The following is a 13712-nucleotide window of genomic DNA, read 5'->3' as shown; positions in this document are numbered from 1 at the left end:
CCAGCCATTCTAACTATTCTCACTGTGGCGGTGTCAGTCATTCTATTACTCGGCGTAGAGCGCGTTAGAACCGAAGCAAAAAGCAGTTTCGCCAATACGATTTCAGGTACTGACCTTATCGTCGGTGGCCGCTCTGGTCAGGTAAACCTGCTGCTTTATTCCGTATTTAGAATCGGTAATGCGACCAACAACATCGACTGGAAAAGTTATGAAGAATTTAGCCAGCACAACGCTGTAAAGTGGGCGATCCCTATCTCATTGGGTGACTCACATAAAGGCTTCCGCGTAATGGGCACCAACCATAGCTACTTCGAGAATTATCGCTATGGAAGTAAGCAACCACTTACTTTTCAGCAAGGCGAAGAGTTCAATCAGCTATTTGATGTCGTGATTGGTGCCGATGTAGCGAAGAAGTTAGATTACAAGATTGGTGATCACATCATTCTGGCGCACGGTATCAGTGATGTCGCCTTCAGTCGCCACGACAACCTGCCCTTCACCATTGTCGGAATACTCGCGCCAACCGGCACACCAGTAGATAAAACGGTGCATGTTTCGTTAGAGGCCATTGAAGCGATTCACGTTGGTTGGGAATCGGGGGCTAACCTCGGGCACACACCGAATGCTGAAGCGCTAAAGCAACGTGACTTCCAACCGAAGCAGATTACCGCGATGATGGTTGGCCTTAAATCGAAGATCCAAACCTTTGCACTGCAACGAGAAATCAATAACTACCGCCAAGAACCTTTGAGCGCCATTATGCCAGGCATTGCGCTTCACGAATTATGGGGAATGATGGCAGTAGCAGAACAAGCACTACTGATTGTTTCAGGGTTTGTTGTAATCGCGGGACTGTTAGGGATGCTGAGTAGTCTACTCACTAGCTTGCAAGAAAGACGTCGAGAGATGGCTATTCTGCGCGCGATGGGAGCAAGGCCTCGTCATGTGTTTGGTTTACTGATCAGTGAAGCAAGTGCCCTAACCTTCCTCGGTATCACATTGGGTGTTGCCGTGTTGTTTGCCCTGATCGCAGTAGTTGCTCCTATTGTGCAACAAAGTTATGGTATCAACATATCGATATCCGCAATCACACCTCATGAGTGGAAACTGCTTATTTTGGTGCAAGTTGCCGGAATCATTATCGGCTTTATTCCCGCTTTCAGGGCTTACCGTCAGTCATTGTCTGATGGCATGACTATTCGAATCTAAAATAGGAACCTACGATGCAACGCAAATTCCTACTGATACTTGGGTTACTTATGTTCCCATTTATCAGCACAGCTCACGCTGAAACCACTCAGACTCACGAATCGGTATTAACACTCGATTGGATTGACTTGATTCCAGAGTCAGAGCGAGCACAACTCGACTCATTTGGCATGCCGATGGTTAACCACGACAGTATGGACAAACCTCAACAATCGACACTTGGCGCTGTTCGCCCAGAGCTGAATGGCAGCACAGTCAAGATTCCTGGCTTTGTGATTCCATTGGAAGGCGATGAGAACATGATCACTGAGTTTCTGCTGGTACCGTACTTTGGCGCATGTATTCACGTGCCACCGCCACCACCAAACCAAATCATCTACGTGAAGTTCCCTAAAGGTGCACCAATCCAGCAGTTATGGGATGTGATCTATTTAGTGGGTACGCTGAAAACTGAGTCAATCAGCCATGACTTGGCGCAAACCGGTTATCTTATTGAAGGTACTGCGATTGAAGAGTATGACGACATGTAGTCATTAGAAGGGTGGCTCAAGGATGAGCTGCCGTCACTGAACGAGTGAGATCATTCAATAACAGTTTAATAACGATTTTTTTATTCTAAATTACGCGATGTAATTAGATAAGTACGCTAGAACAGCGACATAAGTAGCGAGTAATAACCCTATACTAAGCTGTTTCTTCAGCTTGTTATCATTGACTTGATTCATAACTCCTCCTTGAGAATTACAACAAATTTAACATTTTATTATCATTAGCAAAAGTAAAATTTTGTTGAAACCTTCAACTCTGCACGCAAAATCTAGCCACCAATAAGATAAAGAGTTACATTTTAGACAGTTAAGTCGTCTCCTAACGGTACTCTTATGTCAGAAACCAAACAGCCAGTGATCATTGAGCATGCTAGCGATACACAGCACAAGCATGAGAAAAAGCCTCATATTACCGACAGCACAAGCAGAATGCTGCACATCGCACAGAGCTTCGGCTTAGATTCCTTAATCAGTCATAGTGCAAAACCAATCGATAAAGCTGAGAGTACGCTTATCGAGCGGGCGCTATTACGAGAGAAAAAACGCAAAGAACTGCGTCAGAAGAATCTAGAACAGATTCTGAAATTGGCGCACTCTTCATGTAAGGATGAAGCGGCTGGAGATCCTGATCAGGACTGGTTATATCGCTTTTTCGATATGGCACAAGAGATCCACAATACATCGATGCAGAGACTATGGGCTCAGGTATTAAAAAGAGAAGTCACCAACCCAGGTTCGACGTCGATGAAGGCACTGCAGATCTTGCAAGACATGACACCAAAAGAAGCACTCACCCTACAAAGAGCGGCGTCACTTGGCTGTAGTTTTGGTAGTGATAGCAGCAGAAAGCTCTTACTCGGCTTTAAGTCTCATGCTGGAATATTCAGTTTCGGCAAAAGAGATACCACCAACACCATCAACCTTGGTGGACACAACCTGCCCTACTCTAGTTTGCTCCACTTGATTGAACTCGGGATTATTCTAGGAACAGAATTAGAATCTGGAGAGATTGATTTCGACCCAGCCCTACACCTGACTTATCAAGGTAAGAGCATGTCACTGGCACCTTTATCAAAAGGCGTGAAGCTGGTTTACTATCGATTCAGCCCAACAGGTAATGAGCTGTGCACCTTACTTGGCAACAAACCCAACATGCAGTATTACGATCAACTGATTGCTCTATTAAGTCAGAAGTTCACGGTACAGACAGAAGTGAAAAACAGTGTGAATTACACCGTCTAGGCACTCGATGGTGCAAAAAATAAACGGTGTAAAAAGTGAAGAGTATTGAGAAGAATAAAGAGAATCTAGAGGATAGGTTTCTTGTCTCGGTAAACTAAGGCTGCACTATTTATCGGTCGTGAATAAGCAGATAAACAGCTGAGTAGCCTTAGTCATACCAACGATCTCAATTGGCTAAGATATTACGCTTCTCTAACGCATCAATACACAGCTCGACCAATTCATCGAGTGTCTTCTCACCTGCGGGTAAATTAATCTCAGGGTTCTGAGGCGCTTCGTAAGCTGAACTAATACCAGTGAAGTTCGGGATCTCTCCAGCACGTGCTTTCTTATACAGGCCTTTAGGATCACGCTGCTCACAAACCTCAAGTGGCGTGTTCACAAACACCTCTAAAAACTCGCCTTCAGGTAGCAAGTCTCGCACTAACTGTCTTTCAGCTTGATGTGGGGAAATAAAAGCAGACAACACAATTAAGCCCGCATCTGCCATCAACTTAGCGAGTTCACCAATACGACGGATATTCTCTCGGCGATCCTGCTCAGAGAAGCCAAGGTCGCTACATAACCCATGACGCACATTATCGCCATCCAATAAGTAAGTATGGTAACCAAGCTGTGCCAAGCGATTTTCTAATGCTCCAGCGACTGTCGACTTCCCAGAACCAGATAATCCCGTGAACCAGAGCACGGCTGGCTTTTGTGATTTCAGATCAGAGCGGAATGTTTTATCAATCGAGTGTTGATGCCACACAACATTCTCATCTTTTGGTTTGAGTACTGCGGTCATAATTAGTCCTTTAAATAAACAGCATTAAAATGGGAAAAAATAAGGAATTAGGGTCAGCACCAACCCCGAATAAACAATCGAGATTGGGATGCCGATGCGCAGATAATCCGTAAGGTGGTAATTACCTACGCTATAAACAAGTAAGTTGGTTTGGTAGCCGTATGGCGAAATAAAACTGGCACTGGCACCAAACAGAACCGCCATAATAAACGGCATTGGGTCAACTCCATAACCGATAGCCATACTGTAGCCAATTGGGAACGAGAGTGCCGCTGCCGCATTGTTGGTCACCAACTCAGTCAGGACCAGCGTCATGAAATAGGTCGCGACTAGCGCTCCAAACACGCCCCAGCCATTAAAGGCTTCCATAAACATCAGCCCCATACGCTCAGACAAACCCGATGAAATCATCAGTTGAGCGATAGAAAGTGCAGAGCCAACGATCACCACAATATCAACCGGAAAACGGCGACGAAGCTCACCCAGTTGCACCACACCAAAGGCCACCAGCAACAGTAAGAAACCAGCCAGCCCTTTGATAATCGGCACGACTTCAGCAAGGGCTAAACCAATCACACTGGCAAAACCGAGCAATACAAACGTCGATTTATCCGCATCAAGCTTGGCACTTGAATCTAAGTCATTCATCAACACAAACTCTTTGTTGTGTTGCTGGCGCTGTTCTTCAAAGCGTTTGCCGGGAACCAGAATCAAGGTATCACCAGCGGTTAGTGTGATGTTTCCAAGACCACCTTCAAGGCGCTCATGGCCACGACGAATGGCAACCACAACTGCATCAAAACGATCTCTGAACTGGCTGGTTTTCAGGGTTTTGTTACAGAAGCTTGCCGACGAACTCACCACAACCTCAACAAAGCTCTGGCCGTTAAGGTGATGTTGACCAAACAGGGTTAATCCTTGGATTTCTTGCAGTGTCGCCACACTCTCGACATCACCACAAAACAGCAGTCGGTCACGAGCTTGAAGAATAAAGTCAGGGTCTATAGACGGTGTTGTTTTACCGTCTCGAATCACTTCCGCTAAGAACAGTTTTCTCAGAGCTCTTAGGTTGTTTTCACTGACGCTTCGACCAACTAACGGTGAGCCCGGCTCCACTCTGGCTTCTAAAAAGTAAGGTAGATCATCTTGAGAACCATCATCGTAGCTGGGTAGAAAATAGCTAAGAGGAATAAGGATCAACACGCCACCGACCAAAACCGCTAAACCGATCAAGGTAGGTGTGAAAAAGTTTAAGCTCGGCAATCCAGCATCTTCAACAAAGCTATTGATGATCAAGTTAGTTGAAGTACCGATCAATGTCAGGGTGCCACCTAAGATGGCAGCGTATGACAAAGGGATAAGTAACTTAGACGGCGCATGTTGTTGATTACGTTTGATCGCCCCGATCAAAGAGACCACCACCGCGGTGTTATTGGTAAAAGATGAAAGTAACGCTGTGGAAATACCCAACTTCGCAACCACGGTACCTAGCCGACCTTCAGAGATATTGCGGCTAACCCAACTGATTAAGCGAGTTTTTTCCAACGCACTTGATGCGAGGATAAGAAGAATTAAAGTCAGTAACGAGGAGTTAGTGAAGTTATTGGCTAAGCTCGACAAGTCGATCATGCCTGCCATAAAAGCAATAAACGCCGCACCAGCAAAGATAAAGCTTGGCTTAATACGGGTAACGAGCAGGCAAGTAATGATGCCGAGCAAAATCGCTAATACAAATCCTTGTTGCCACATATACCCGTCCTTTATGGCGGAAACGATCGGTTTCCGCCTGATTCAATAAGCAGTTACTTGGTCGTTTATGACTTCAGTAATTGGCTTAGATCTTTGGCATCCCAATGAGGGAAATGCTTACGAACCAATGCGTTGAACTCAAGTTCAAATGCAGAGAAGTTACCTACTTGCTGTTCAACAGAGTCCAAACGGTCTCGAATCAAACCCGCGCCAACCGTCACGTTGGTTAGTCGGTCGATAACGATGAAACCACCGGTATCCGCACTCTCACGGTATTTATCCAGCGCGACAGTCTCGTTCAGTGACCATTCACACAAGCCAATGCCATTCAGTGGCAACTCATCGACAGCGTGAGTCGATAGGTTGTTGATGTCGTATTGGTGACGAACTGTTTCAACCTGACCAACGGTTTTCTTGCCTGCGATCTTGATATCGTAAGCTTTGCCCGGTTGCAGTGGTTGCTCAGTCATCCACACGATGTCGGCCAATACATGGTTAGTAGATTCAATCTGCGCGTTTTCCAGCACAATCAAATCACCACGGCTGATATCGATCTCATCTTCAAGGGTTAGCGTTACTGCCAAGCCTGCTTGCGCAGACTCCAAATCACCATCAAAAGTTACAATGCGTGCAACTTTCGACGCTTTACCCGACGGCAGCGCCTTGATTTCATCACCGACACTGACACGGCCAGAGGCAACGGTGCCAGCAAAGCCACGGAAATCTAAGTTCGGACGATTCACATACTGCACAGGGAAACGGAATTCACCCGCAGAACGCTTTTGATCAATGTCGACGTTCTCTAACACTTCTAGTAGAGATGGACCTTCGAACCATGCTAGCTCTTTGCTTGGTGCAGCTACGTTAATGCCTTCAAGCGCCGATACTGGCAAGATCTGAATGTTAGTTTCGCCTTCTAGGTTTTCTGCAAACTCTAGATACTGATCGCGAATCTCTTCAAAACGATCTTGCGAGTAATCCACCAGATCCATCTTATTTACAGCGACGATGAAATGCTTCAAACCAAGTAGGTTAGAAATAAACGAGTGACGACGGGTTTGATCCAGAACGCCCTTACGAGCATCAATCAAGATCACAGCCAGATCACACGTTGAAGCGCCTGTTGCCATGTTGCGCGTGTACTGCTCATGCCCTGGGGTATCAGCAATAATGAATTTACGTTTTTGCGTCGAGAAGTAGCGGTAAGCTACGTCGATCGTGATGCCTTGCTCACGTTCAGCCTGCAGGCCATCAACAAGCAGTGCCAAATCAGGTTTCTCACCTGTCGTACCCACTCGTTGGCTATCCGAGTGAACCGCCGCTAGCTGATCTTCATAAATCTGTTTTGTATCATGGAGCAAGCGACCGATCAGCGTACTTTTACCATCATCTACCGAGCCACAAGTTAAAAATCTAAGCATAGATTTATGCTGATGCTGACTTAGATAACCTTCAATCCCTAGTTCAGCCAATTCGGCTTCTACTGCACTATTCATTTTTCTTTCCTTAGATTCTTAGAAATAACCTTGGCGCTTTTTCAGCTCCATAGAGCCCGACTGATCATGGTCAATCGCTCGACCTTGACGCTCACTAGACGTCGCCACCAGCATCTCTTCAATAATGCCTGTTAGCGTATTCGCCTCAGATTCAACCGCTCCGGTTAGTGGGTAACAGCCTAAAGTACGAAAACGAACGCTTTTCTCTTCAATCACTTCACCTTCTTGCAGCTCCATACGGTCATCATCAACCATGATCAGCATGCCATCACGCTCAACAACTGGGCGTTTATCAGAAAGGTAAAGCGGAACAATATCGATGCTCTCTAGATAGATGTATTGCCAAATATCCAGTTCAGTCCAGTTTGATAATGGGAACACACGAATGCTTTCGCCCTTATTCACCTGACCGTTGTAGGTGTGCCATAACTCTGGACGTTGATTTTTTGGATCCCATGTGTGGTTCTTATCGCGGAAAGAGTAAACACGTTCTTTCGCACGAGATTTCTCTTCATCACGACGCGCACCACCGAAAGCTGCATCAAATCCATACTTGTTTAACGCCTGCTTAAGGCCCTGAGTTTTCATGATGTCTGTGTGTTTCGAAGAACCATGTACGAATGGGCTACAACCCATTTCGATACCTTCAGGGTTCTTATGTACCAAAAGGTCAAAACCGTACTTTTCTGCTGTGCGGTCACGAAACTCAATCATCTCGCGGAATTTCCAATCCGTATCAACGTGTAATAGTGGGAATGGAATCTTGCCTGGGTAAAACGCTTTGCGAGCTAAATGAAGCATCACAGAAGAATCTTTACCGATGGAGTACATCATCACTGGGTTATCAAACTCAGCCGCCACTTCACGGATAATATGAATACTTTCCGCTTCGAGCTGTTTTAGGTGGGTTAAACGTTCTTGGTCCATTTCAGTGCTTCCTTTAAGGCTCACGTTACGAGCAATTCATGACTTGGTCTTGCCAAGCAAGGGATTTAACTCATCCACTTGAGTGAATGGGAGTATTGGCACTAGAAGAAAACAGAAGCTTCGTGTTGAGCTATCCTTGCTATTCGTCTGCCTGATACGTCCTTGATATAGGCATTATGACGAGCCTCTCATATTACTGGAAATTCTAAAATTTCATTTTTTATTCGAAAAGCTGATAAGGGATTTAATTTATCGATAAGCAGGTGAAATGAATGGACTAATATTATCGATATCAGTTGCGCATCGATTGAGCAGGTTTGGGAGGCGTCTTGCAGAACACCATAAAGTAATCGATCTAAGTCACGAATTAACATTCGTTGTAATCATTGTTTCATTCCATTTTGTTACATTACGCAACGAATTTTCTACTATCCACTTTGGAGCTACAAAATGAAAGTTGCAATGAAACCTTTGTCATTGGCTGTACTTGCGGGTCTTGGTTTGACTCTAGCAGGCTGTACAACAACACCAGATACCGATGAAGTGATTAAACTACGTGTCGTAGAGACAACGGACATCCATACCAACCTAATGGATTACGATTACTACAAAGACAAGCCATCGAAAAAAATCGGCTTAGCACGTACTGCAACTCTAGTAAAAGAAGCTCAAAACGAAGTAACCAACAGCGTATTAGTTGATAACGGTGACTTGCTACAAGGTAGCCCAATGGGTGACTACATGGCAGACAAAGGCATCGAAGCGGGCGAAGTTCACCCTGCATATAAAGCAATGAATCAACTAAGCTACGACGCTGCAAACCTAGGTAACCACGAATTCAACTACGGTCTTGAGTTCCTAGAAGAATCGATCAACGACGCTGATTTCCCATACATCAGTGCTAACGTTTACGACGCAGAAACTAAAGAACACTACTTCACGCCTTACATCATCAAGACGCACACGTTTGAAGATACTGCTGGCGTAAAACATGAAGTAAAAGTCGGCTACATCGGTTTTGTTCCACCACAAATCATGACGTGGGATAAGAAGAACCTTGAAGGCAAAGTGATCGCTCGTGACATCATTGAGACAGCTAACGAGTTAGTGCCTCAAATGAAAGCGGAAGGCGCTGAAGTTATCGTTGCTATCCCTCACTCAGGCGTATCAACGGACCCGTACAAGAATGGCGAAGAGAACTCAACGTTCTACCTATCTGAAGTAGACGGTATTGATGCAATCGCATTCGGCCACTCTCACGCAGTGTTCCCAGGCAAAGGTTTTGATGACATCCAAGGCATCGACAACGAAACGGGCACAATGAACGGCGTTGCGGCAGTAATGCCAGGTCGTTGGGGTAGCCACGTTGGTGTTATGGATCTAACACTTGCACAAAAAGACGGTAAATGGGAAGTCGTTAAAGGCCAATCAGAAGCACGCCCTATCTACGACAAGATCGAGAAGAAATCTCTTGCTGCGGCTGATGAAGGCATCGTAACAGCACTAGAAAAAGACCACGCAGGTACTCGTGAGTTTGTTAACCAACCAATTGGTAAAGCAGACGATGTGATGTACAGCTTCCTGTCTCTAGTACAAGACGATCCAACAGTGCAGATTGTTAACCTTGCACAGAAAGATTACGTTGAACAGTTCATCCAAGGTGACCCAGACCTAGATGGCACACCTGTACTTTCAGCTGCTGCACCATTCAAAGCCGGTGGCCGTAAGAATGACCCAGCGAACTTCACTGAAGTTGAATCTGGTCAACTGACATTCCGTAACGCAGCTGACCTGTACCTTTACCCGAACACGCTAGTCGCGATGAAGGTAACAGGCCACGAAGTAAAAGAGTGGCTTGAGTGTTCTGCTGGTCAATTCAACCAAGTGGATGTTAACTCAACAGCACCACAACAGTTAATCGAGTGGGATAACTTCCGCACTTACAACTTCGATGTTATCGACGGTGTTGATTACCAAATCGACGTAACTCAACCTGCTAAATACGATGCAAACTGTAAAGTCGTTAACCCTGATTCACAGCGTATTGTTGGCCTAACTTACCAAGGTAAGCCAATCGACATGAAGCAAGACTTCCTGGTCGCAACCAACAACTACCGTGCATACAGTGCTAAGTTCCCAGGTACCGGTGAAGACTTCATCGCATTTGATGCACCAGATGAAAACCGTACTGTTCTTGCGAACTACATCTCTCGTGTAAGCAAAGAGCAAGGTCAAGTTAGCCCAACGGCTGATAACAACTGGTCATTTGCGCCAATCAAAACGGATAACAAACTAGATATCCGCTTTGAAACATCTCCAAGCGACAAAGCGGCAGAGTTCATCAAAGAAAAGGGTCAATACCCGATGAAACGTGTTGCAACTGACGATGTTGGTTTTGCTGTTTACCAGATTGACCTAACTAAATAGATTACCCAGTAATCCATAGTTAACATTCTGAAAGGCTGAGTTTAACGACTCAGCCTTTTTCTTTTGTTATTGATAAATCGAATCCACTGCCCTACTTTTCTCACCGTAAACACCCGCTAATTCAACCCCCAAACAGCACGACTCAAACCGTCAATCGATTTAAGTCCCCACAAAAAAACACTAATCAGCTGTAAGTTTTTCTCTGCTCCTCCTGTCTATTTAATTTACTACACTCAATGAATGACTAATAAGCCATTCATCTATAGGATAGATAAGGGTATTTGATGATCACCGTCGAGAGTATTCAAGCATGGTTAAATACAGGAGAAGAATCGCTGCTATGGCTGATGCTTGGCATTATCGCGCTTTCTTACCTGCTTGAAGATCTTGCGATTGTTACCGCTGCCGGTTTAGCCACACAAGGGCTCATTCTTCCTCAATATGCGCTGCTTGCCATTTTCATCGGTATTGCTACAGGTGACTTAGGTCTCTACTACTTAGGAAAATCAGGACGTTACTTCCGAGGCGTTCGATATAAAGCCCTCACCAATAAGTACTTTCGTTCGCTTCGTACCAAATTACGCCAAAACGCATTCAGCAGCCTTTTTGTTATCCGCTTTATTCCTGGGCTACGCACCGTTGGTTTTACCCTGAGTGGCTTTTTCGCCATCCCACTGCCTACTTTCTTGTTTGCCGTCATCAGCGCCACTGCGCTCTGGACTGGCGCTGTCTTCTCTACCATCTACTATTTAGGGACATCAGCGTGGCTGCAAGCCTCTGAATATCAATGGATCGTCATCCCGTGTGCCATCGCTTTGCTGCTAATCGGCAATCGATTAATGAATAAAACCTACTCTAGAGGATTATCATGAGTTCACCGCAAGATATTCACATCATTCCAGCACATCAAATTAATGCCGGCATGCCCCTGCTTGAAAAAGATACCGTGCGCAGTGTCTCTCCTTATGAGTTTCTTCCGACGTGGTTCTTCTACACTCCAGTAGTGATTCAAAGCCTGATGCAAGGGTTACGGCACTTTGATTGGGCGCTACCGCTCATCGCCAACCCGAGCATTAAACTCAGTGGCATGGTCGGCGAATCGAAACACGAGATACTGAGCCTTGCCGGATCGTCGAGTAAGCGTTGGATCTCTCCATTTATCACCTTAACCAAAACCGATCTCAGCAGTAAGAAACAAGCTGAAGATGCGCGCAGTGCACTCATCCAATCGGATCTTGATTTCCCTATTGTGGCGAAACCGGATCTTGGTTGCCGAGGTGTTGGGGTAAAGCTGATCAACAACCAAGATCAACTTGAGCAATATATTGAATCTTTCCCAAATCATGCTCGCTTTCTGCTGCAAGAAAAGGCGCCTTATCAAGCGGAGGCTGGCGTTTTTTATGTTCGTTACCCGAATAGCAAACAAGGCGAGATCATCTCGATCACTCTTAAATATTCGCCAATGGTGATTGGAGATGGTACCTCGACACTCAAACAGTTAATCGAGAACAGCCCACGCGCTGGGCAGCTCAGCCACCTGTATCTACCAAGACATGAAGATAAATTGGATCGAGTGCTCGCAGAGGGCGAGGAGTTCCAACTTGCGTTCGCAGGTAGCCATAGCCGTGGCTGCATCTTCCGAGACGGCAATCAATACATCACTCAAGCTTTAACTGAACGCTTAGATGAGATATTCGACGACTTCGATGGCTTCCACTTTGGTCGGCTCGACGTCAAATTCAAGGACATGCACAGCCTAATGAGAGGGGAGGATTTCACTATCCTTGAGGTCAATGGTGCAAGCAGTGAAGCTGGGCACATCTGGGATCGCAACACACCGCTGCGAGAGATATTTTCCACGCTACTCCTGCAATACCGCATTCTTTTTGATATTGGCGCTCAACAAAAACAAAGAGGCCATCAACCTCCTTCGTTTAAGAGCTTATTTAACGCGTGGCAAGAAGAGCGACGTCTTGTTCAACAATATCCGACCACCGATTAACTTTGTACGAGGATCATGAATGAACCCGATAGCCCAACCGAGCGCCCTCACTTCTTTCTCTCCTAGTATCAAAGGAGCGGTAGAGATATTGAATCAGGGTTTAGAGTTTCTATTAGCGATTTCTGACAGCGACTATCTGACACGAGCGAAGCCGCACGTCACAAGCTCTATTGGTGAGCACACTCGCCACACGCTGGATCTTTTTCATGCGCTGATTTTAAAAGAGAATGCGACCGTTAATTACAACACTCGTCGCCGTGGTCATCCGGTCGAATACGATCGTTCAATCGCAGTAAAAGAGATCCACTATGTGATCAACTGGCTTGAACGATTAGACCGCAACGATCTCGAAGCGCCTATAATGATCCAAACCGAGGTTTCTATGGATGCTCAAGTGTTTGCAAGCCTACCTTCTACGCTAGAAAGAGAAGTGACTTTTGCGGCGCTGCATGCCAATCATCATTACGCGATGATCAAGGTGATCACCACCTTCCTAGACATTGAAACCTGCAACACCTTTGGTTATGCCCCAACCACCAGCAGCTATCTGAGGGAGCAATAATCATGTGTTCAGTATCTTGGCTGCTTGAAGACAATGGCTATCAGGTCTTCTTTAATCGTGATGAACAAAAGACACGGGCACTGGCGATGCCACCTAAACAATATCGAGTTAACGGCGTCGATATCATCATGCCACTCGACCCAACCGGCGGTGGTAGCTGGATCAGTATCAATGAGTTCGGGCTTTCGTTATGCCTACTCAATAACTATCAAGGCATCGTACCTGATGGACTTTTAGTCAGCCGTGGTTTGTTACTCAAGAACCTATCATCGAGTCGTAATATCAGTCAGCTCTCTGAAGCATTTCATAAGCTCGATCTGAACTCTTTTGCCCCCTTTACCTTGTTGGCTTTCGCGCCGAATTTAACTCAGAACAATGGTTTGGTTATCGCCTACATGTGGGATGGTATTCAACAGCACATCGCCAACACTGATTCTCCACTCTTCTCATCCGGTGTCGATTTAGAACGAGTACAAGCCTATCGACAAGCCCAATACGATCAACTGGTCGCGATGGGGAAGAATCAGCAGAACTTACTCAAGTTTCACTCTCACCATCACAGTGAACAGCCTCATTTAGCAACCTGTATGCATCGTGAAGACGCACATACAGTCAGCTTTACCCATTTACATAATTTGCACGGTCAAGCCTCGATGTTTTATGCATCCGGCTCACCTTGCGAACCAATCAAACCGTGCCAGATAAATCAGCAGCGCTTTACCTTCGATTTATCACCAGCAATCAATCTATAGATGGAGTCCAT

The 13712-nt window shown here is 45.7% G+C and carries 12 protein-coding genes; 8 read left to right on the top strand and 4 right to left on the bottom strand.

Translation table 11 applies throughout. The features are described 5' to 3' along the window. The 3 genes from A142_RS16225 to A142_RS16215 all read left to right on the top strand — a co-directional run. The coding region (locus tag A142_RS16225; protein WP_019825502.1) for an ABC transporter permease at window positions 1-1209 on the top strand (1209 nt) is incomplete at its 5' end. Between the two features lie 14 nt (window positions 1210-1223). Continuing rightward, the gene (locus tag A142_RS16220; RefSeq protein ID WP_019825500.1) at window positions 1224-1739 is read left to right on the top strand and encodes a DUF3299 domain-containing protein; all 516 of its coding nucleotides are present in this window, start codon (window positions 1224-1226) and stop codon (window positions 1737-1739) included. Between the two features lie 351 nt (window positions 1740-2090). Then, on the top strand, window positions 2091-2999 hold the full coding sequence (locus A142_RS16215; protein ID WP_019825498.1) for a TIGR03899 family protein: 909 nt from the start codon (window positions 2091-2093) through the stop codon (window positions 2997-2999). 166 nt (window positions 3000-3165) lie between these two features. Here the strand turns inward: A142_RS16215 and cysC are convergent, their stop codons facing one another. The 4 genes from cysC to cysD form a co-directional block, all read right to left on the bottom strand. Beyond that, window positions 3166-3786, bottom strand: a complete 621-nt coding sequence (gene cysC, locus A142_RS16210) for an adenylyl-sulfate kinase (RefSeq protein ID WP_019825496.1) — start codon at window positions 3784-3786, stop codon at window positions 3166-3168. Between the two features lie 24 nt (window positions 3787-3810). Further along, entirely contained in the window at window positions 3811-5535 is a 1725-nt protein-coding gene (locus A142_RS16205; protein WP_019825494.1) for an SLC13 family permease, read from the bottom strand. A gap of 65 nt (window positions 5536-5600) precedes the next feature. Continuing rightward, a complete protein-coding gene (gene cysN, locus A142_RS16200) occupies window positions 5601-7031 on the bottom strand; it encodes a sulfate adenylyltransferase subunit CysN (protein WP_019825492.1) in 1431 nt (476 codons plus the stop codon). 18 nt (window positions 7032-7049) lie between these two features. Then, on the bottom strand, window positions 7050-7982 hold the full coding sequence (cysD, locus tag A142_RS16195; RefSeq protein ID WP_277815628.1) for a sulfate adenylyltransferase subunit CysD: 933 nt from the start codon (window positions 7980-7982) through the stop codon (window positions 7050-7052). A gap of 426 nt (window positions 7983-8408) precedes the next feature. Between cysD and A142_RS16190 the strand changes: the two genes are divergently transcribed. The 5 genes from A142_RS16190 (at window position 8409) to A142_RS16170 (ending at window position 13701) form a co-directional block, all read left to right on the top strand. Further along, a complete protein-coding gene (locus A142_RS16190; RefSeq protein ID WP_019825489.1) occupies window positions 8409-10385 on the top strand; it encodes a bifunctional 2',3'-cyclic-nucleotide 2'-phosphodiesterase/3'-nucleotidase in 1977 nt (658 codons plus the stop codon). 284 nt (window positions 10386-10669) lie between these two features. Continuing rightward, window positions 10670-11257: a DedA family protein gene (locus A142_RS16185; RefSeq protein ID WP_019825487.1), complete on the top strand. Its 588-nt coding sequence runs from the start codon at window positions 10670-10672 to the stop codon at window positions 11255-11257. Continuing rightward, window positions 11254-12387: an ATP-grasp domain-containing protein gene (locus tag A142_RS16180; RefSeq protein WP_019825485.1), complete on the top strand. Its 1134-nt coding sequence runs from the start codon at window positions 11254-11256 to the stop codon at window positions 12385-12387. Before A142_RS16185 ends, A142_RS16180 begins: the two co-directional genes overlap by 4 nt. Before the next feature lie 19 nt (window positions 12388-12406). Beyond that, complete coding sequence (locus A142_RS16175) at window positions 12407-12949, top strand: hypothetical protein (protein WP_019825483.1); 543 nt, start codon at window positions 12407-12409, stop codon at window positions 12947-12949. A gap of 2 nt (window positions 12950-12951) precedes the next feature. Further along, window positions 12952-13701: an NRDE family protein gene (locus tag A142_RS16170; protein ID WP_019825481.1), complete on the top strand. Its 750-nt coding sequence runs from the start codon at window positions 12952-12954 to the stop codon at window positions 13699-13701. Window positions 13702-13712: the final 11 nt, after the last annotated feature.

It is taken from the genome of Vibrio splendidus 12E03 (assembly GCF_000272105.2).
Taxonomy (GTDB): Bacteria; Pseudomonadota; Gammaproteobacteria; order Enterobacterales; family Vibrionaceae; genus Vibrio; species Vibrio splendidus_I.
The sequence above is the reverse complement of the archived record's forward strand: the minus strand, read 5'-3'. Positions and strand labels throughout refer to the sequence as shown.